Here is a 19,711-nt window from a genome sequence, read left to right as displayed (position 1 = left end):
TCGTGCATATGATCGTAGGCCTGGGCAATCCGGGCCGCCAATATGAAGAATCGAAACACAACACGGGTTTCCGTGTCGTCGATGAATTAGCCAAGCGCTGGAACGTGACCTTGTGGCAGGATAAGATGGACGCCCTTGTGGCCCAGACCACGGTGAACGGCGAAAAGATCATCCTGGTCAAGCCGCAGACGTACATGAATGAAAGCGGCCGCGCCGTCGGCCCGCTCATGCGGTGGTATAAAATCGATCAGCCCGATGTCTACGTCGCCTATGACGATATGGACTTGGCCGTCGGCCGTCTGCGCATCCGCAAGAGCGGCAGCGATGGCGGACATAACGGCATCAAGAGCCTGTTTGCCAACGGCTGTACCGATTTCACCCGTTTCCGCGTCGGCATCGGCCGGCCCTTGCCGCACCATGACGTCGTCGACCACGTCCTGACTCCTTTCCCGGAAGAACTCCGTGAAGCCTACCAGCAGGGCATTGAAGACGCAGCGACAGCTATCGAAGGCTGCCTGAGCCTGGGCGTCGACAAAGGCATGAACCGCTATAATCCTAAAAAGAAGAAATGAGAAAAGAGGCTGTCATCTGACAGCCTCTTTTTGAGTAGTAAGTTTGCAGTCTGTAGTTTTTAGTGAATGGTTTTAAATTTAAAGGCCTTTATTCGTAGGGCCGTCCCAGAGGGCGGCCCGCCTGATTCCTTTAAAAGGAGGTCCCATGATCCAACAAGTTCATTCTCATCCCGATATATACCGTATCCGCGTCAATTTGCCTGACAATCCCCTGCAGTATCTCAACGCCTATGTCATCAAAGGAGTGTCTGGCAATCTAGTCATCGACACGGGTTTCAACCGGCCCGAATGTAAACGCGCTTTGTGCCAGGGTTTACAGGAATTGGGTATTCGTTTACAAGCCGATACAGCCCTGTTCATCACCCATCTCCACGCCGATCACAGCGGTCTCGTCGGCCTTTTTGCCGCTGCCGGCTGTCCTGTTTACATGCACCCCGTCGATTACCAGTACCTCGTCGATTCGGAAGACGGTTCGACGTGGAAAGCGGCTGAAGATAACTTCATGCGCGAAGGCATGCCGCCGGCCGAAATCAAGACGCAGTTCTCCAACCAGGCCCGGACCTTTTCGCCAGACCCGCATTTCCCGGTGAACCCTGTCCATGACGGCGACTGCCTCCACCTGGCCGGCTGCGATTTACAGGTCATTCACACGCCGGGCCATACGCCGGGCCTGTGCTGTCTGTACCTGGCGAAAGAGCAGGTCTTCTTTACCAGTGACCACATCCTCTTCGACATTACGCCGAACATCCAGGTCTGGTATCATATGAAACAGGCCCTGCAATGCTATCTCGAAAGTTTACAGAAAGTGCGGGACCTCCCCGTCCGACTGGCCCTGCCGGGACACCGTGAAGGCGATACGTCCATTGCCGGCCGCATCGACGAAATCGTGGCCCATCACGACCGACGCCTGGCGGAAATCTGCCATCTGGCAGGGCTCTATCCGCACAGCACGGCCTACGACATCGCCCCGCATATGACCTGGTCCATGCGCGGCAAGCAGTGGAAGGACTTTCCGCCGACGCAGAAATGGTTCGCCCTGGGGGAAACGCTGGCCCACATCGAATATCTCGTCGACCACGGTGTCCTGTGCTGCCGTGAAGAACAGGGCTGCCGCCATTATGATTTAGTAAGGACGGAAACATAAGTCCTCGAAGGAGGTTTTTATGAAATTCAGTCTGCCTGGTTTGCGTAATTGGATAATCGCTTTTTCGCTCCTGGTCTGTCCGGCCGGAGCAGCTGCTGCAGGAACGGCGGACTGGTCGTCTGCCGGCCGGTCTTTGGCAGCGACACAGGCTGGGACGGCTTCTTTTTATGAAATGGCGTCGGACCTTTTCTGGCGGCGCAGCGATGATAATCGTTTCGCTTCTTATAAAGACTTGGCCGAACCGTCAGAAGATACGGGCTGGTGGGTCAAGACCGATTATCGCAGCTATACCTTTCCCGATTACGGCAGCCTGTCTTTCAGCCAGGACTACAGTGCGACCCTCATCGGTTATGATTCGCCGCATGCCATGGCCCGTTGGGGCGGGACCCTGCATCAGGGCGCTTTTTATACGATGAGCACGTCGAATGTATATACTAATGGTCAGGCAGGAAGCCAGCCCTATGGTGGCGGGTCTGACTCTATCAAGGAATATGGCGGCGGTTTTGCCATGGAATGGAGCGATAAGCACGACCGTCACGGTGATGCCGTCATCCGCCTGTCCCAGTTGCAGCATACTGTCTCTTATAGCGATGCCGATGGGAATAGCGATTTGGTCAACTACCGGAACTGGCTGATCGCTGCTGGTATACGCTATTATGAAACGCGTCTCTTGCCCAAGCAATTCTTTTGGGAACCCCAGGCCGGCCTGTCCCTGAGTTATGTCTTCCCTTACACGGTCAGCGGAGACGACGTGACCTATCGGTCCGGGAATAAACCCTATGTCACCGGACGCCTGGGCATTATGGCCGGCAAATCGTATAGCGTCAACGGCCATGCCGGCCTGCTCTATGGCCGCTTTGGCGTTCAGCGGGAAATGAATGGGACTACGACGGGCAGTCTCCATGGCGATGGCCAGGCACCCCAGACGGCCGATGTCGGTTCCAGCCATTACACCTGGTATGACATGACTTTTGGGACGTCCCTGTCTTTGGGGAAGGGGAATTCCGTCTGGGGCGAATTGACAAGGCGGTCCGGCTCCAATATGACGTCGACGTGGAGTGTAAACGGTGGACTGGTCCTCAAATGGGGCGGTGCCAGCCGGACGACGCGGGAACGGATGAAGGCCCTAAAGAAAGACCCGCACAGCATTGAGCTGGATATCAAGAAAAAATAATAAAGAATAATTATTCTCCATTATTGATAAGCGTACCGATTTAGTCTATAATGAGCACATAAAGAAAAATAATTATTAAGGGGCCAAGCCCTGAAGGAGGAACCCATATGAAACACGTAGAATTTTACCGTAACGATAAAGATGGCAGCGTTTTAGTATCTGTAGGCACGCAAGTACCGGAAAAACTCATCTATGCCGGCCAGGAATTGACTCATCTCGTCGCCGACACTGTCGATGCAGCTAAAGAAAAACACGTACCGGCTATCCAGAAAATCGATGGTCATCTGGAAGTCCACGTCGGCTCAGTGACACACCCGATGGAAGAAAAGCATTACATCGAATGGATTGCCCTTGTCGATGACAACGGCGTCGACATCCGTTACCTCAAACCAGGTGAAGAACCGAAGGCTGAATTTGAAACAGGCGATGCCGGCGAAGTCTATGCATACTGCAACCTCCACGGCCTGTGGAAGGAGTCGTTCGCTGTCAAAGAAGCGCCGTCCCTCGACGGGGCCACCTGCTCGCCGGAATTTGGCGGCTGCGTTATCCAAAAATTATAAACCATAAAGAGGTCACGTCATGAACGTATACGATTTCACTGTCAAAGATATCCAGGGTCACGATGTATCCCTGAGCCAATATAAAGATAAAGTCCTGCTCATCGTCAATACGGCCAGCAAATGCGGCTTTACACCACAGTACGACGGCCTGGAAGCCTTATATCAGAAATATAAGGATAAAGGCCTGGTCATCCTCGGTTTCCCGTGCAACCAGTTCCTGGAACAGGACCCGGAAGATAACCAGCACATCGAACAGTTCTGCCGCCTCAACCATGGCGTCACCTTCCCGCTCTTTGCGAAAATCGACGTTCGCGGTGATCAGGCAGCTCCGCTTTATCAATACCTCACGGGAGCCGCGCCTTTTAAAGGCTACGAAACCGATAAAGAAAGCGGCCAGCTCATCCAGAAGGTCGTTTCCGAATACTATCCGGACAATGCCCAGGGCAACGGCATCAAATGGAATTTCACCAAATTTCTCATCAACCGGGACGGCAGCCAGGTCCAGCGCTTTGAACCCAGCACGACACCGGAAGAATTAGACCCAATCCTCGAAAAACTACTCCTCTCCTAATAAGAAAAGGGACTGTCGCACATGCGGCAGTCCCTTTTTTGTAGGGGTGCCACGTGGGGCGCCCGCTTCGGGATATGTATGATTTACTGCCCCGTTTGCTGGAAGAATTATCCCAATCCCTAACGGGCCGCTCACGTGGCATCCGTATTACAAACTATAAAACCATCTGCTAATCACGAACCACTAGCCGCTAACCACTTAAAAAGGGGACTGTCCAACCTTATGGGTACAGTATAAGCTGTGAACGTACTCCCGCCTATAGAGGCGGGAGCTTCCTGCTTCAACGAGAACAGCGCTACTGACTCCAAAGAGTTGCGGCGGCTTACACTCTCTCCACAGGCGTAGATTCCCGTGCGCCCCACGGTATTTTATGGATTACGTCAGGCAGATATCCGCCTGGCTTCTTCTCGGATATTGATGGCCGCGTTCTTATCGCGGTTATGGTGACTGCCACATTTAGGGCAATCCCATTCCCTTACAGATAAGTCCTTGGTTTCGTGGTTCTGATATCCGCAAACATGGCACAGCTGGCTGCTGGGATACCACTTGTCTATCTTGATAAGCTGTTTGCCTTGCCAAGCCAGTTTATACTCCAGCATGTTCGTGAACATATTCCAGCCATTGTCAGTTACGGATTTGCCAAAACTGAACTTGCCACCCTTTTTCCGCTTGGCCATCGCTTTGACGCTAATATCCTCAATGCCAATGGCATCATAGCGGTCTGCAAGGTAGCGAGCCTTCTTATGCAGGAAGTCCCGCCGTTGATTGGACACTCTCTCATGGAGAATAGCTACGCGAAGCCTTTGTTTTTCTCTATTGTGACTTCCTTTCTGCTTTTTGGATAGCTTCCGCTGTGCCTTAGCCAATCTCTTCTCTGCCTTTCGCAGGAAATCGGGATACTTAGCCTCATCCTCATCGGAAGCCACATACAAGCCGTGCATCGCAAAATCCAGGCCCAGGAAGGTCTTCGGTATGACAGGGAGTATTTGGTTTTCATACTCCACTAGCATACTGATATAGTACTTTCCGGATGGCGTCTTGCTGATGGTTACGGTCTTTATGATACTGTTCTCCGGCAAGGGACGATGCTGGCATAGTTTCACCCAGCCGACTTTCGGCAGTTTCACCTTATGGCCCTCGATTCGGACAGAGCCTTTCTGGTTGTTCGTAGAATACGAAGCACGACAATTTTTCTTTGACTTGAAGCGCGGCTTGCCGAAATGCTTGCTGTCATTCCAAAAGTGGCTGTAGGCCTTATTCAGGTTCATTTGGGCATTGGCAAGGGCTAAACTATCTACTTCCTTTAACCAAGGGAATTCTTCCTTGTACTGCGCAGGCGTGTTATTCAGCTTTTGGCCGGTTTCCTTATAATAGTCAATGCGGTCACTCAGCATCTTGTTGTAGATGAATCGGACACAGCCGAAGGTCTTGGCAAACATCATTTTCTGTTCTGTTGTCGGGTAGAGCCTGTAACGGCATGCCTTATTCACTATCATCACCTGCCTTGACTTTCCAAATCCTTTCATTCTTACTACTGATTATACTGCAAATCAACTTGTGAAGCCATTGTTTTTCTGATGGCATCGAGTCCTCAGAAAAACCTGCAATTCATCTCACCGCCTAAAGAGGCGGGAGACTTCTTGCAGAATCAGGTTAAATTTTTAGCTGTCCATTCACTAAAAACTGAAAACTACAAACTAAGGACTAAAAAACAGGCTGTCTTTGTGTGACAGCCTGTTTTTTTATGACTCTTTTTCATGAATATATACGCGTTTAGACAAAATCGGCATAAGATGAACGTTTTACTAGAAAGGCCTTGCATAAATTTTTTCGAAATAGTACAATGAAGATAACAAATAGTCATCTAAAAAATACCTTAGTCATATAGTGAAAAAAGATGATTTTATCTGCGCAATGTTAAAGATGACTCCTAAGTGTACACGGATTCTTTCAGTTACCAGGTTTTACAGAAAGGGGAAAAGTACTATGGCAAAGAAAATCTTCAAGACAATGGATGGCAACGAAGCTGCGGCTTATATTGCCTACGCCTTTACGGAACTGGCTTCCATCTTCCCGATAACGCCGTCGTCGCCGATGGCTGAACACGTCGATGAATGGGCTGCTCATGACCGTAAGAACTTGTTTGGCACGACCGTCCAGGTTCAGGAAATGCAGTCTGAAAAAGGGGCTGCCGGTGCTATGCACGGCGCTTTGAATACCGGCGCATTGACGACGACCTTTACATCTTCCCAGGGCATGATGATCATGCTCAGCAACATGTTCAAGATTTCCAGCGAACTCCTGCCCGGTGTCTTCCACGTCGCATCCCGTACAGTTGCCACCAACGGCTATACGATTTTTGCCGGCCATGACGATGCTATGGCTATGCGCGGCACGGGCATCAGCATGATGTGCGAATCGAGTGTCCAGGAAATCATGGACCTGGCAGCTGTCGTCCATGCCACGGCTATTTCCTGCCGCATCCCGATCATCAACTTCTTCGATGGCTTCCGCACGTCCCACGAAATCCAGAAAATCGAAGTCCTGCCGTATGAAAAACTCCGGCCTCTCCTCGATATGGATGCCGTCCGGGCCTTCCGCAAACGCGGCATGAATCCGGATAATCCGGAAGCCATTTCTTTCTGCGAACCGGCTGAAACGTTTATGCAGCACCGCGAAGCCCTCAATAAATTCTACGACCGCGTTCCCGATGTCGCTGAAGGTTACATGCAGAAAATCAGTGAAATCACGGGCCGTGAATACCACCTGTTCAACTATACCGGCGCTCCTGATGCTGAATTCGTCCTCGTTGCCATGGGTTCCGGCGCCCAGACCATTGAAGAAACGGTCAAGATGCTCGTCGATAAAGGCGAAAAGGTCGGCTGTATCAACGTCCACATGTTCCGGCCCTGGTCGGAAAAGCATTTCCTGGCCGCTCTGCCGAATACGGTCAAGAAGATCGCTGTCCTGGACCGCACCAAGGAAACCGGCGCCAACGGCGAACCGCTCTATCACAGCGTAGCTGCTACCTTTGCCGTAGCAGACAATGCGCCGAAAGTCTACCACGGCCGCTATGGTATCGCATCGAAAGAATTCTTGCCGGGCGACGTCGTCGCTGCCTTTGAAAACCTCAAGGCCTTCGAACCGAAGAACGACTTCACTTTGAGCATCGTCGACGATGTTACCTATAAATCTCTGCCGCGCGTCAAAGGCATCACGACAGGTGGCAAAGGCCTGAAAGCCTGCAAATTCTGGGGCTTCGGTTCCGACGGTACAGTCGGCGCCAATAAGAGTGCCATCAAGATCATCGGCGATAACACCGATATGTATGCTCAGGCTTATTTTGCTTATGACTCCAAGAAATCCGGCGGCGTCACCGTATCGCATCTGCGCTTTGGCGATACGCCGATCAAGATGCCGTATCTCATCAATAATGCCGACTTCATCGCCTGCCACCGCCAGTCCTATGTCCATGGCTTCGACCTCCTGCGGGGCATCAAAAAGGGCGGTACGTTCCTGCTCAACACGGTCTGGAAACCGGAAGAACTGGACGAAAAACTGCCGGCTAAATTAAAACGTGCCATTGCCCGCAACGACGTCCAGTTCTATATCATCGACGCCGTCGGCATTGCTCAGAAAATCGGTCTCGGCGGCCGCATCAACATGATCATGCAATCGGCCTTCTTCAAACTGGCAGATGTCATCCCCTTGGACCTGGCTATTGCGAAACTGAAAGAATCCGTCGTCGCATCGTATGGCAAGAAAGGCCAGAATATCGTCGACATGAACAATGAAGCTATCGACCAGGGCCTGTCTGCTATCGTCAAGGTCGATGTACCGGCCGCCTGGGCTGATGCTGTCGATGAACCGGTCGACATGTCGAAACATACGAAATTCTTCCGCGAATTCTCCATTCCTGTCAATGCCCTTGAAGGCGACGACCTGCCGGTCAGCGCTTATGATGGCATCGAAGACGGCCGTTGGCCGACGGGGACCTGCGCCGAAGAAAAACGCGGCGTCGCCATGTTCGTACCGAGCTGGGATGCTGAAAAATGTATCGGCTGTAACCAGTGTTCCTTCGTCTGCCCCCATGCTGCTATCCGTCCGTTCCTGATGACGCCTGATGAAGCCGCTAAGGCTCCGAAAGGCTACCAGGACAAGGAAATCAAAGTGGCTCCGGGCTACAAGTACAATATCGTCGTATCCGTCATGGATTGCCTGGGCTGCGGCAGCTGTACCCATGTCTGCCCGAAACAGGCATTGACCATGAAACCTTTCGACGGCGAAGAATATAAAGCGGCTCTTTGGGATTACGTCATCGGCCTGCCGGTCAAAGCCAACCCGATGGATAAGAATACCGTCATCGGCAGCCAGTTCGAACAGCCGCTCCTCGAATTCACCGGCGCCTGCGCAGGCTGTGCTGAAACGCCGTATTGTAAAGTCGTCACCCAGCTCTTCGGCGACCGCATGATGATTGCCAACGCTCACGGCTGCTCCAGCGTCTGGGGTGGCAGTGCACCGGACTGTGGCTATACCAAGAACGCTCAGGGTCACGGCCCGGCTTGGTCGACATCCCTCTTTGAAGACAACGCAGAATACGGTTTCGGTATGATGCTGGCTGAAAAGACGGAACGGAAACTGCTGGAACAGTACATCGATGCCGCTATGGACGTCGCCAGCCCGGAACTGCAGGCAGCCTTTACGGAATGGAAAGAACACAAGGCTGAAAGCGAAGGCACCCGCGAACGTTCGGATAAGGTCATTGCCCTCCTGGAAGCTGAAAAAGACGGCAAACCGGCACTGGAACAGGTCTATGATATGAAACAGTTCCTGGTCAAACGCAGCCAGTGGATCTTCGGCGGCGACGGCTGGGCTTACGATATCGGTTATGGTGGCTTGGACCACGTCTTGGCTCAGGGCGAAGACGTCAACGTCCTGGTCTTCGATACGGAAGTTTACTCCAATACAGGCGGCCAGGCTTCCAAAGCTACGCCGACGGCAGCTGTTGCCCAGTTCGCAGCTTCCGGTAAGAAGACGCGCAAGAAGGACTTGGGCATGATGGAAGCACAGTACGGCTACATCTACGTCGCTCAGGTCGCTATGGGCGCCGATAAGAACCAGTTCATGAAGGCTCTTAAAGAAGCCGAAGCCTACAACGGCCCGTCCCTGATCATCGGTTATGCACCGTGCATCAACCACGGCCTGAAAGTCGGCCAGGGTCAGAGCCAGCTCGAAGAAAAACGGGCAGTCGAAGCCGGCTACTGGCATCTGTGGCGCTATAATCCGGAATTGAAGAAACAGGGCAAGAACCCCTTCATCCTCGATTCAAAACCGCCAACAGCCAACTTCCGCGACTTCCTCATGGGTGAAACACGTTTCTCGTCCTTGCAGCGCACCTTCCCGGATACGGCAGAAGCACTCTTTGAAAAGACCGAAGAAGATGCTAAGGACCGCTACGAAGGCTATGTCCGCATGACAAAAGCCTATGATGACAAATAAATAAGTTCGTTGTAAGTGAAAAAAGGAGCCGCCCCATTAAGCAAGAACACGCTTAATGGGGCGGTTTTTTTGCACTGTAGGGGTCGCCGCGTGGGCGACCCGTTAGGAATCTGGAAGCTTCTCCTAGCAGACTGGTCAGAAAATCACATGTATCCTGGGACGGGCTCGCCACGTGCGAGCCCCTACGGATTATGAGCCCCTTCGTGAGACAGCCACTACAAGCCACGAACTACGAGCCACTAGCCATGCTCCCGTCCTTCTAAGAGGCCGGCCAGGATGGTGATGTAGTGGCGGGCTTCTTCGGGCAGGGGTTCTCCGGCAATCTTGATCCAGCCTACGGTCATCGTATCCAGGGGATTTTCGATGGGAATGGCCTGGATATGGCGGCCGATGATCGACGGGGCTACATGGCCCGTGCCGATGGTGTAGGCATCGGTAGACCGTATGACGCTGAACAGGGTGGAACGGTCGGTGACGTAGATGCACTGGCGGCTGGCCGGATTGGGCAGGAGCAGTTCTTCCGAGAACTGGGACTTGTCATGGCCCTGTTCAAAGCGGACACAGGGATATTCCGCAAATTGACTGGGAACGACGTGCTGACACGCTGCCAGGGGATGGCCGCTGCGGACGTAAAGACAGGGCGTAAAGGCGCAAAGAGACGTGAATTCCAGCTTGTTTTTGTGGAATAAGTCCTGCAGGAAGCGCTCGTTCATATGGGACAAGAAGAGGATGCCCAGATGGCTCTCGCGGGTGACGACGTCGTGGATGACCTGCGACGTCCGCCCTTCGCGCAGGGTGAATACGCAGGACTTGCCCGGCTGGACGTGTTGCAGGGCATGGATGAAGGCTTCATCGGCAAAGGGATAGTGCTGGGAAGAGATGGACAGGATCTGGGGCAGGTCCTGTCTTTTTTCTGCCTGGAAATGGTCGTGCATGGCCGCTGCATGGGAGAGGATGTGACCGGCATAGTGCAGGAATTCCAGCCCTGCCGGTGTGAACATGATGCCATGGCGGTTGCGCTCGACCAGGGTCAGGGAGAACTCTTTTTCCAGGTCCCGTATGGCCGTGCTCAGGCTGGGCTGGGAGATGTTCACAGCCTGTGCGGCAGCCGAAATTGAATTGTGCTTAGATAACTCTAAGATATAACTAAGTTGCTGTAAAGTCATAATTAAACACCTCGAATATCAACCGTACCTATAGAATCGCATATCGTACTTTTATTGTATCAAAATAAAAAAATAGAGGAAAGTTATGAGTTTTTGATACAATAAAGGAATATTTAAAATGAAAATAAAGAATAAATAAAAACGAAAAGCTAAAAAGAGATGTCTAGCCATGACTTACAAATTATAAAGAAAATATATCGAAATTTGACTTTTTGGAAAGGACATTTCTTCATAGAAATGCTGGAATCGTGAGAACAAGTCATTCTCAATATATGAAAAACCTAGCAAATGATGAAGAAAATTTAAAGGAAATAAGTCGTTGATATAGGAATTTCCTATAAAAGTAAATTGCGCAATGAATATTTTACAGCATATACCTTCCATGTTATACTTTAAGTAAGAAATAGAACGTTTTAGTAAAAGGTGAAACGCCGACATATACATTAAATTTTACGGTTTTTGGAAAATAGACCATAACTGATATAGATAAAATGTATATGAACAGAAATTGAGAAAGGGGAGCCGATGACATCGACAAACATGTAATGTTAAGAGAGACACTTTATTTTCAAATGTATCCATCATAGGAGGTAATTCATATGAACCCAACAGCAGCATTGGCCCGGCAGGCGGGCATGACAGATGCACAATGGAAAGAAGCCGTCAAGTTCGACAGTACGGACTGGGGCTGGATTATTATGAGTATCGGCATGGCCATCGGCGCCGGTATCGTCTTTTTGCCCGTTCAGGTAGGCCTGGTCGGCGTATGGGTTTATTTATTCTCAGCTATCATCGCCTATCCGGCTATCTATCTCTTACAGTGCTTATTCATCAATACCCTGGCAGATTCGCCGCGGTGCGAAGATTATCCCAGCGTCATCAGCGGTTACCTCGGTAAGAACTGGGGCTTCCTCCTGGGGATCCTCTACTTCCTGAGCATCCTCATCTGCGTCTTCATGTATTCGACAGCCCTGACCAACGACAGCGCGTCCTTCCTGTTTTCCTTCGGCGTAACGGACACGCTCCTGTCGGATAGCCCCTTCTACGGATTGGCCATCATCTGCGTCATGGTCCTCATCGCCTCCCGGGGTGAACAGCTCCTGTTCCGCGTATCGACGCTCATGGTCCTGACGAAATTGTTAGTCGTCATCTGCTTGGGCGGCATCATGATCCAGCATTGGAACCTGGCCAACATCGGCGTCTTCCCGGACCTGGGCTACCTCGTCAAGAATACCATCGCCATGCTGCCGGTCACGCTGACATCGATCCTCTTCATCCCCAGCATCAGCCCGATGGTCATTTCCTACCGCTCTCACAACAAGTCCATCCACGTCGCCCGTTATAAAGCCATGCGGGCTATGAAAATCGCTTTCTCCGTCTTGTTCATCACGATTTTCTCGTACGCTATGTCCTTCAACCTGGCCCTCGGTCATGACCAGGCCGTCCTCGCTTACTCCCAGAACATTTCGGCCCTGGCCATCGTTGCCAGAGGGTTTGATGGCAGCGCCGTCAAGATCTTCAGCCTTATCCTCAACATCTTCGCTGTCATGACGGCTTTCTTCAGCGTCTTCCTCGGCTTCCGTGAAGCCTGCCAGGGGATTGCTATGAACATCCTGCGCCGCTTCATTCCGGAAGAAAAAATCAGCAAGACCGTCGTCCGTCACGGCATCCTCATCTTCGCCGTCGCCGTCGCCTGGGGCGCCATCGTCCTCAATGCACCGGTCCTCAAGCTTTTGACCCTGCTCGGCCCGATCTTCGGTATCATCGCCTGCCTCATCCCGGCCTACCTGGTCTATAAGGTCAATGCCCTGCACAAGTATAAAGGCATTTCCTTAGTCCTCATCGTCTTCGCCGGTATCCTGCTCATCATCTCGCCGGTCATCGCGATGATGTAGTTTCCTAGCAGTTAGCCGCTAGGGATTAGCAGTTGGTGGCTCATGGTTCGTAACGCCATGTGAGCCACTAATCCCTGACCACTAGCCACTAAAAAGCTTGTCGTGTACGCGACAAGCTTTTTTTATTAGTAAAACGATTGTCTTTAAATAGTGGACAAAAATGGCCTTGACAGGTTACATAATGCGGTGTATCATACAACCATCAACCGAACATCGTCCATGAAACCATTGAGGCGGAAGTAAAAACGATGACGTGCACGTACAGAGAGCCGGGGTGCTGAGAGCCGGCCGACGCAGCTCGTTAAATGGACCGCTGAGGGCGCAGTCAAAGGCCGTAAGGCTGAGTATTCTGCGACGTGTTGGCATACGTCAGTTGCCGGGAATATGTTGGTATTCCGTCGAGAGTAGGGCTCGATCCCTGAAACAAGGTGGCACCGCGGAACTTAATCCGTCCTTGACAAGTAACATTGTCATGGACGGATTCTTTTTTTAGGAGGCTCATATGGAAACGCTCAGTCTGGAACAGGTAAAAGCATATCAAGGTGAATATAAGGTCGTGCCCATCTGCCGCAGCATATATGCCGACGTCCGCACGCCCATCGAAGTATTGCGCATCGTCAAGAACATCAGCTCTCATTGCTATTTGCTGGAAAGCATGGAAGACTCCCAGCGCTGGGGCCGCTACACTTTCATCGGCTATGACCCGCAGATGGGCCTGTACTGCAAGGACAGCACGGTCCACATCAAGACCGGCGCCGAAGTCCAGATCCATACGGACCATCCGGAACAGCTCATTTCCCAGATCCTGGCAGATAATAAGGCGCCGCGCCTTTCGGACCTGCCTCCCTTTACGGGCGGCCTGGTCGGCTACTTTGCCTATGATTTCATCAAATACGCCGAACCGTCGCTGAAGCTCAATGCCGTCGATGATGATGGCTTCAACGATTTCGACCTCATGTTGTTCGACAAGGTCATCGTCTTCGATAACCTGAAACAGCAGATTTACCTCATCGTCAATGTCCGCCTCGACTCGGTTGAAGAAAATTACAACCGGGCCCTCCTGGAAATGAAGCGCATGGAAAGCCTCATCTGCGAAGGCAAGAAGGCACCGGACGTACCGCTGCAGCTCAAGAGCGATTTCAAACCCTTGTTCAATGAAGAAGAATATTGCCAGATGGTCGAAAAGGGCAAGAACTACATCCGTGAAGGCGATATTTTCCAGGTCGTCCTGGCCAACCGCCTGAGCGCCGAAGCCGAAGGGAGCCTCCTCGATACGTACCGCGTCCTGCGGACCATCAATCCGTCGCCGTACATGTTCTTCTTCTCTGGTGACGATATCGAACTGGCCGGTTCTTCGCCGGAAACGCTGACCCGCCTGGAAAATGGCGACCTCTTCACCTTCCCTCTGGCCGGCTCGCGGCCGCGGGGCAAGACGCCGGAAGAAGACCAGGCCTTGGAAGACGAACTCCTGCACAATACCAAGGAACTGGCCGAACACAACATGCTCGTCGACCTGGGCCGCAATGACCTGGGCCGCATCAGCGAATTCGGCAGCGTCCACGTCGAACGCTATCTCGACGTCCTGCGCTTCTCCCACATCATGCACATCGGCTCGACTGTCCACAGTACGATACGCAAGGACAAGACGGCTGTCGATGCCATTGCTTCGGTCCTGCCGGCGGGCACCCTGTCGGGGGCGCCGAAGATCCGGGCCTGTGAAATCATCGACGAACTAGAAGGCCACAAACGCGGCGTCTACGGCAGCGCCATCGGCTACATCGACTTTACCGGCAATATGGACTGCTGCATCGGCATCCGCCTGGCTTACAAGAAAGGCAATCACGTCTATGCCTGCTCCGGTGCGGGCATCGTCGCCGACAGCATCCCCGAACAGGAACATCAGGAATGTCTGAACAAGGCCAAAGCCGTCGTCATTGCATTACAGCAGGCTAATGGAGGAATCGACAAATGATAGTTCTCATTGATAATTACGACAGTTTTTCTTATAATCTCTACCAGCTCCTCGGTCAGTTCGACCCGGATATCACGGTCATCCGCAACGATGAAAAGACCGTCCAGGATATTGAAGCCATGCATCCGGATCACCTCATCATTTCACCCGGTCCGGGCCGTCCCGCCGATGCCGGTGTCTGCGAAGAAGCCATCAGCTACTTCGCCGGCAAGGTCCCCATCCTGGGCGTCTGCTTAGGCCATCAGGCCATCTGCGAAGTCTACGGCGGAACCATTACCTATGCCAAGCAGCTCATGCACGGCAAACAGTCCGTAGCGACGCTGAAAACGGACAGCCCGTTGTTTAAAGGGCTGCCGGAACAGGTCGACGTCGGCCGTTATCATTCCCTGGCCCTCGACCCGGATACGCTGCCCGAAGAATTGGAAGTCCTGGCCCATACGGAAGACGGCGAAATCATGGCCGTCGGTCACAAGCAGTATCCCGTCTACGGCCTGCAGTTCCATCCCGAATCGATTTTGACGCCCCAGGGGCCGATGATGGTAGAAAATTTCCTTACATTATAAAGTAATATAGATGACTCTTTGAATGGAGGTACTTACGATGATTAAAGAAGCGATTATCAAGATTGTCAATAAAGGCGATTTGACTTACGACGAAGCCCATCAGGTCATGATGGAAATCATGAAAGGCGAAACGACGCCGACTCAGAACGCCGCTTTCCTGGCTGCCCTTTCGACGAAGAGCACCAAAGCCGAAACGATCGATGAAATTTCCGGCTGTGCCGAAGCCATGCGCTCCCTGGCGACGCCCGTTCCCCATCCGGGCATGGAAGTCCTGGAAATCGTCGGCACCGGCGGTGACGGCGCCCATTCTTTCAATATTTCCACGACGTCGGCCATGGTCCTGGCCGCAGGCGGCGTCAAGGTCGCCAAACACGGCAACCGGGCCGCTTCGTCCCTGTGCGGTACGGCGGACTGCCTGGAAGCGCTGGGCATCAACATCCAGCAGGACCCGCAGCTGGCCTTGAAGATGCTCGAAGAAACGAATTTCTGCTTCCTCTTTGCCCAGAAATACCACGCTGCTATGAAATACGTCGGCCCTATCCGCAAGGAACTGGGCTTCCGGACGGTCTTCAACATCCTCGGCCCTCTGACCAACCCGGCCAAGCCGGAAATGTTCCTCCTCGGCGTCTATGACGGCTATCTCGTCGAACCGCTGGCCAAGGTCCTGGCCTCCCTCGGCGTCAAACGGGGCCTCGTTGCTTACGGTCAGGAAAAACTCGACGAAATCTCGCCGAACGGCCCGACGACGATCTGTGAACTCCGCGACGGTTATTACCGGACATCGGTCATCAAACCGGAAGACTTCGGCCTCACGCCGGGGACGAAAGAAGACCTCGTCGGCGGGACGCCGGAAGTCAACGCCCAGATTACCCGTGATGTCCTGTCCGGGAAAATCCAGGGGACGAAACGCAATGCCGTCCTCATGAACAGCGGTGCAGCCTTCTTTGTCGCCGGCAAAGCCGATTCCATCGCCGACGGCATCCAGCTCGCAGCCAGCCTCATCGACAGCGGCAAGGCGACGGCAGCCCTGGAAAAATGCATTGCCGTCAGCGACGAGTGAGAAGGTGCCCTATGATATTAGATGATCTTACGGCAGCCGTTGCCAAGCGGCTGGTCACGGATAAACAGCAGGTCCCGCCGGAAGTCATGAAGCAGCGGGCCCTGGCAGCTCCGAAGAAAGAAGGATTCCCCTTTGAAAGGAACCTGAAGAAGCCGGGCTTATCCTTCATCTGTGAAGTCAAGAAGGCCTCGCCGTCGAAGGGCCTCATCGCTCCCGATTTCCCTTACGTCGCCATTGCCAAAGAATATGAACAGGCCGGCGCCGCAGCCATTTCCGTCCTGACTGAACGGGATTACTTCCTGGGCAGCCCGCAGTATTTGCAGGAAATCGCCGCTGCCGTCGATACGCCGGTCCTGCGCAAGGATTTCATCATCGACGAATACCAGATTTACGAAGCCCGGGCCTTGGGCGCGTCGGCTGTGCTCCTCATCTGCGCCGTCCTCGACGACGACCGGCTGCGGACCTTCTTCCAGCTGGCCGATTCTCTGGGCCTGTCGGCCCTGGTCGAAGCCCACGATGAAGACGAAGTGCGCCGGGCCATCGCCATCGGTGCCCGCATCATCGGTGTCAATAACCGCAACCTCAAGGACTTCACGGTATCCCTCGATACGAGCTGCCGCCTGCGGCCGCTGGTACCGAAGGACATCCTCTTCGTCGCCGAAAGCGGCATCAAGACGGCAGCCCACACGCAGGTCCTGCGCGAACACGGCGTCGACGCCGTCCTCATCGGCGAGACCTTCATGCGCAGCCCCGATAAGAAGGCCATGCTCGACGAGCTGGCCGGAGGCAGCCGTGGTTAAGGTCAAGTTCTGCGGCCTCAAGCGTCCCTGCGACATCACCTGGACCAATGAACTGCATCCTGATTATGCCGGTTTCGTCTTTGCCGGCAAGAAGCGCCGCGTCAGCGACGACCAGGCCGCAGCCCTGCGCAAGGCCCTGGACCCGTCTATCCCGGCCGTCGGCGTCTTCGTCGATGACAGTCTGAAACACATAGGGCAGCTGGTGACGGCCGGGACCATCCAGATCGTCCAGCTCCACGGATGCGAAGACGACGCGATGATCGAAGCTGTCCAGCAGACCTTGAAGGTACGGGTCATCAAAGCCTTTTCCATCGCCAGCGAAGCCGATGTCCGGCAGGCCCGGTGCAGCCGGGCCGACTACATCCTGCTCGACCACGGCGCCGGCGGGACCGGGGACTGTTTCGACTGGGCCCTGCTGGCCCATATAGACAGACCGTACTTTCTGGCCGGCGGCCTCAATCCCGACAATGCCGCCCAGGCGGCAGCGCTCCAACCCTTTGCCCTGGATGTGAGCAGCGGCATTGAGACAGACGGCGTGAAAGACAAAGAAAAAATGAAACGATTCATGGCACAAGTACGTGCTTACAGGAGGTAACTACATGAGTACAGGAAGATTTGGCCCCTTCGGCGGTCAATACATACCGGAAACATTGATGAATGAAATCCAGCGCTTGGAAAAAGCGTACAGCCATTATAAGAGTGATCCCGATTTCCAGGCTGAATTGAAAGACTTGCTCGACAATTACGCCAACCGTCCGTCCCTGCTCTACTATGCAGAACGGATGACGAAAGATCTGGGCGGCGCCAAGATTTACTTGAAGCGCGAAGACCTGAACCATACGGGCGCCCACAAGATCAACAACGCCCTGGGCCAGTGCCTGTTGGCCAAGAAAATGGGCAAGACGCGGGTCATCGCCGAAACCGGTGCCGGCCAGCACGGCGTCGCGACCGCCACGGCTGCGGCTTTCCTCGGCCTGGAATGTGAAGTCTTCATGGGCGAAGAAGATACGATCCGCCAGGCCCTGAACGTCTACCGTATGGAACTCCTGGGCGCCAAGGTCCACGCCGTCACGTCGGGCTCGCGGGTCCTCAAGGACGCCGTCAACGAAGCCATGCGCGAATGGGTCAGCCGCGTCGACGATACGCACTACGTCATCGGCTCGACCATGGGTCCTCATCCCTTCCCGATGATGGTCCGCGACTTCCAGTCCGTCATCAGCAAGGAAGCGCGTCAGCAGATCCTCGAACGGGAAGGGAAACTGCCCTCGGCTGTCCTGGCCTGTGTCGGCGGCGGCAGCAATGCCATGGGGATGTTCTACCACTTCATCGGCGATAAAGACGTCAAGCTCATCGGCTGCGAAGCTGCTGGCAAGGGCATCGACACCAAGATGCATGCCGCTACTATGGCCAAAGGGGAAGTCGGCATTTTCCACGGCATGAAGTCCATTTTCTGCCAGAATGAAGACGGTCAGATTGACGAAGTCTATTCCATTTCGGCTGGCCTCGACTATCCGGGCATCGGGCCGGAACACGCTTATCTCCATCAGACCGGCCGTGCTCAGTACGTCCCCGTCAAGGACGACGAAGCCGTCGCCGCTTTTGAATACCTGGCCCGCACGGAAGGCATCATCTGCGCCATCGAAAGCGCCCATGCCGTCTATGAAGCCATGCAGATCGCACCGAAAATGAGTAAGGACGACAGCATCATCGTCTGCCTGTCCGGCCGCGGCGACAAGGACGTAGCCGCCATTGCAAGATACAGAGGGAGGGACTTACATGAGTAAGATCGGCAACGCATTCAAGAACGGCAAAGCCTTCATCGGCTTTTTGACCGCCGGCGATCCGTCGCTGGACAAGACGTATGAATATATTCTGACCATGGAAAAAGCCGGCGCAGACCTCGTCGAAATCGGCATTCCTTTTTCCGACCCCATCGCCGAAGGCATCGTCATCCAGGAAGCAGACCTGCGCTCGTTGAAGGCCGGCACGAAAATCGACGATGTCTTTGAACTCGTCAAGCGCGTCCGCCAGACGTCGCAGATTCCCCTGGTCTTTTTGACCTATCTCAACCCGGTCTTCCACTACGGCGTAGAAAAATTCTTTGCCCGCTGCGAAGAAGTCGGCATGGACGGCATCATCATCCCGGATATGCCCTTTGAAGAACGGGACGAATGCGCAGCGTCCGCTAAAGCGCACGGCATCGACATCGTCTCGATGATTGCGCCGACGTCGAAAGATCGTATCCAGAAAATCGCTAAAGTCGGCGAAGGCTTCCTGTACATCGTTTCCTCCCTGGGCGTCACGGGGACGCGGACGGAAATCAAGACGGACCTCAAGGAAATCATCGATACGGCTAAAGAAGTCACAGACGTACCCTGTGCCGTCGGCTTCGGCATCAACACGACGGAACAGGCCAAGAACATCGGCCGCGTCGCCGACGGTGTCATCGTAGGCAGTGCCATCGTCAAGATCATCGCCAAATACGGCGGCGACGCAGCACCGCACATCTACGACTACGTCAAAGCCATGAAAGAAGCGACGATCAGCGGTTAAAGGACGTTCGTCGTTGGTCGTTCATCGTTTGTCGAAATAGACGCGGTCCGCAGTCCGCAGTCCGCAGTCCGCAATTCGGGACTCGCTGCTGACGCAGCATCGTAAAATGAAACGGGCTCGCTGGCGCATCGCTGTGTGAAGAACCCCTCCGGCCCTTTGGGCCACCTCCCCTTCGCAGGGGA

16 protein-coding genes are annotated in these 19,711 nt (G+C 53.7%); 14 read left to right on the top strand and 2 right to left on the bottom strand.

What is annotated here, in order from left to right:
- The first annotated feature begins 8 nt into the window (after nucleotides 1-8).
- The 5 genes from pth (at nucleotide 9) to ACFWUB_RS04835 (ending at nucleotide 4,021) form a co-directional block, all read left to right on the top strand.
- Entirely contained in the window at nucleotides 9-572 is a 564-nt protein-coding gene (gene pth, locus ACFWUB_RS04855; RefSeq protein WP_036202476.1) for an aminoacyl-tRNA hydrolase, read from the top strand.
- A 145-nt stretch (nucleotides 573-717) separates the two neighbouring features.
- Nucleotides 718-1,716, top strand: coding sequence for an MBL fold metallo-hydrolase (locus ACFWUB_RS04850; protein ID WP_370856882.1), 999 nt, complete (start codon nucleotides 718-720; stop codon nucleotides 1,714-1,716).
- Nucleotides 1,717-1,735: 19 nt separating this feature from the next.
- A complete protein-coding gene (locus ACFWUB_RS04845) occupies nucleotides 1,736-2,890 on the top strand; it encodes an autotransporter domain-containing protein (RefSeq protein WP_416184312.1) in 1,155 nt (384 codons plus the stop codon).
- 107 nt (nucleotides 2,891-2,997) lie between these two features.
- Nucleotides 2,998-3,450 carry a desulfoferrodoxin family protein gene (locus ACFWUB_RS04840; RefSeq protein WP_416184311.1) on the top strand — a complete coding sequence of 151 codons (453 nt, stop codon included), beginning with the start codon at nucleotides 2,998-3,000 and terminating at the stop codon, nucleotides 3,448-3,450.
- A 19-nt stretch (nucleotides 3,451-3,469) separates the two neighbouring features.
- On the top strand, nucleotides 3,470-4,021 hold the full coding sequence (locus ACFWUB_RS04835; protein WP_020309726.1) for a glutathione peroxidase: 552 nt from the start codon (nucleotides 3,470-3,472) through the stop codon (nucleotides 4,019-4,021).
- Between the two features lie 380 nt (nucleotides 4,022-4,401).
- Here the strand turns inward: ACFWUB_RS04835 and ACFWUB_RS04830 are convergent, their stop codons facing one another.
- The gene (locus ACFWUB_RS04830; RefSeq protein ID WP_416183804.1) at nucleotides 4,402-5,463 is read right to left on the bottom strand and encodes an RNA-guided endonuclease TnpB family protein; all 1,062 of its coding nucleotides are present in this window, start codon (nucleotides 5,461-5,463) and stop codon (nucleotides 4,402-4,404) included.
- Between the two features lie 544 nt (nucleotides 5,464-6,007).
- Here ACFWUB_RS04830 and nifJ point away from each other — a divergent pair.
- Nucleotides 6,008-9,520: a pyruvate:ferredoxin (flavodoxin) oxidoreductase gene (gene nifJ, locus ACFWUB_RS04825; protein ID WP_416184310.1), complete on the top strand. Its 3,513-nt coding sequence runs from the start codon at nucleotides 6,008-6,010 to the stop codon at nucleotides 9,518-9,520.
- A gap of 239 nt (nucleotides 9,521-9,759) precedes the next feature.
- Here nifJ and ACFWUB_RS04820 read toward each other — a convergent pair whose 3' ends face one another.
- Entirely contained in the window at nucleotides 9,760-10,686 is a 927-nt protein-coding gene (locus ACFWUB_RS04820; protein WP_292108331.1) for a LysR family transcriptional regulator, read from the bottom strand.
- A 599-nt stretch (nucleotides 10,687-11,285) separates the two neighbouring features.
- Between ACFWUB_RS04820 and ACFWUB_RS04815 the strand changes: the two genes are divergently transcribed.
- From ACFWUB_RS04815 to trpA, 8 genes are all read left to right on the top strand, one after another.
- Nucleotides 11,286-12,581, top strand: a complete 1,296-nt coding sequence (locus ACFWUB_RS04815) for a hypothetical protein (protein ID WP_416184309.1) — start codon at nucleotides 11,286-11,288, stop codon at nucleotides 12,579-12,581.
- A 502-nt stretch (nucleotides 12,582-13,083) separates the two neighbouring features.
- Entirely contained in the window at nucleotides 13,084-14,553 is a 1,470-nt protein-coding gene (locus tag ACFWUB_RS04810; protein WP_020311615.1) for an anthranilate synthase component I, read from the top strand.
- Nucleotides 14,550-15,116, top strand: a complete 567-nt coding sequence (locus ACFWUB_RS04805) for an anthranilate synthase component II (RefSeq protein WP_020311616.1) — start codon at nucleotides 14,550-14,552, stop codon at nucleotides 15,114-15,116. Before ACFWUB_RS04810 ends, ACFWUB_RS04805 begins: the two co-directional genes overlap by 4 nt.
- A 37-nt stretch (nucleotides 15,117-15,153) precedes the next feature.
- Entirely contained in the window at nucleotides 15,154-16,176 is a 1,023-nt protein-coding gene (gene trpD / locus ACFWUB_RS04800; protein WP_292281383.1) for an anthranilate phosphoribosyltransferase, read from the top strand.
- An 11-nt stretch (nucleotides 16,177-16,187) separates the two neighbouring features.
- Complete coding sequence (gene trpC, locus ACFWUB_RS04795; protein ID WP_416184308.1) at nucleotides 16,188-16,976, top strand: indole-3-glycerol phosphate synthase TrpC; 789 nt, start codon at nucleotides 16,188-16,190, stop codon at nucleotides 16,974-16,976.
- Entirely contained in the window at nucleotides 16,969-17,571 is a 603-nt protein-coding gene (locus ACFWUB_RS04790) for a phosphoribosylanthranilate isomerase (RefSeq protein ID WP_416184307.1), read from the top strand. Before trpC ends, ACFWUB_RS04790 begins: the two co-directional genes overlap by 8 nt.
- Nucleotides 17,572-17,575: 4 nt before the next feature.
- Nucleotides 17,576-18,760, top strand: a complete 1,185-nt coding sequence (trpB, locus tag ACFWUB_RS04785; RefSeq protein ID WP_416184306.1) for a tryptophan synthase subunit beta — start codon at nucleotides 17,576-17,578, stop codon at nucleotides 18,758-18,760.
- Nucleotides 18,753-19,529: a tryptophan synthase subunit alpha gene (gene trpA / locus ACFWUB_RS04780; RefSeq protein ID WP_416184305.1), complete on the top strand. Its 777-nt coding sequence runs from the start codon at nucleotides 18,753-18,755 to the stop codon at nucleotides 19,527-19,529. Before trpB ends, trpA begins: the two co-directional genes overlap by 8 nt.
- Nucleotides 19,530-19,711 lie beyond the last annotated feature (182 nt).

Origin of the sequence: Megasphaera sp. (assembly GCF_047831605.1) — a bacterium.
Lineage (GTDB): Bacteria > Bacillota > Negativicutes > Veillonellales > Megasphaeraceae > Megasphaera > Megasphaera intestinihominis.
The sequence above is the reverse complement of the archived record's forward strand: the minus strand, read 5'-3'. Positions and strand labels throughout refer to the sequence as shown.

Bases quoted from the DNA above. Each gene is read 5' to 3' on its own strand.
- ACFWUB_RS04850 (WP_370856882.1), top strand. From the start codon at position 718: ATGATCCAACAAGTTCATTCTCATCCCGATATATACCGTATCCGCGTC.
- ACFWUB_RS04815 (WP_416184309.1), top strand. From the start codon at position 11,286: ATGAACCCAACAGCAGCATTGGCCCGGCAGGCGGGCATGACAGATGCA.
- ACFWUB_RS04835 (WP_020309726.1), top strand. From the start codon at position 3,470: ATGAACGTATACGATTTCACTGTCAAAGATATCCAGGGTCACGATGTA.
- trpD (WP_292281383.1), top strand. From the start codon at position 15,154: ATGATTAAAGAAGCGATTATCAAGATTGTCAATAAAGGCGATTTGACT.
- trpA (WP_416184305.1), top strand. From the start codon at position 18,753: ATGAGTAAGATCGGCAACGCATTCAAGAACGGCAAAGCCTTCATCGGC.
- ACFWUB_RS04810 (WP_020311615.1), top strand. From the start codon at position 13,084: ATGGAAACGCTCAGTCTGGAACAGGTAAAAGCATATCAAGGTGAATAT.
- pth (WP_036202476.1), top strand. From the start codon at position 9: ATGATCGTAGGCCTGGGCAATCCGGGCCGCCAATATGAAGAATCGAAA.
- nifJ (WP_416184310.1), top strand. From the start codon at position 6,008: ATGGCAAAGAAAATCTTCAAGACAATGGATGGCAACGAAGCTGCGGCT.
- trpB (WP_416184306.1), top strand. From the start codon at position 17,576: ATGAGTACAGGAAGATTTGGCCCCTTCGGCGGTCAATACATACCGGAA.
- ACFWUB_RS04805 (WP_020311616.1), top strand. From the start codon at position 14,550: ATGATAGTTCTCATTGATAATTACGACAGTTTTTCTTATAATCTCTAC.
- ACFWUB_RS04845 (WP_416184312.1), top strand. From the start codon at position 1,736: ATGAAATTCAGTCTGCCTGGTTTGCGTAATTGGATAATCGCTTTTTCG.
- ACFWUB_RS04830 (WP_416183804.1), bottom strand. From the start codon at position 5,463: ATGATGTTTGCCAAGACCTTCGGCTGTGTCCGATTCATCTACAACAAG.
- ACFWUB_RS04840 (WP_416184311.1), top strand. From the start codon at position 2,998: ATGAAACACGTAGAATTTTACCGTAACGATAAAGATGGCAGCGTTTTA.
- ACFWUB_RS04820 (WP_292108331.1), bottom strand. From the start codon at position 10,686: ATGACTTTACAGCAACTTAGTTATATCTTAGAGTTATCTAAGCACAAT.
- trpC (WP_416184308.1), top strand. From the start codon at position 16,188: ATGATATTAGATGATCTTACGGCAGCCGTTGCCAAGCGGCTGGTCACG.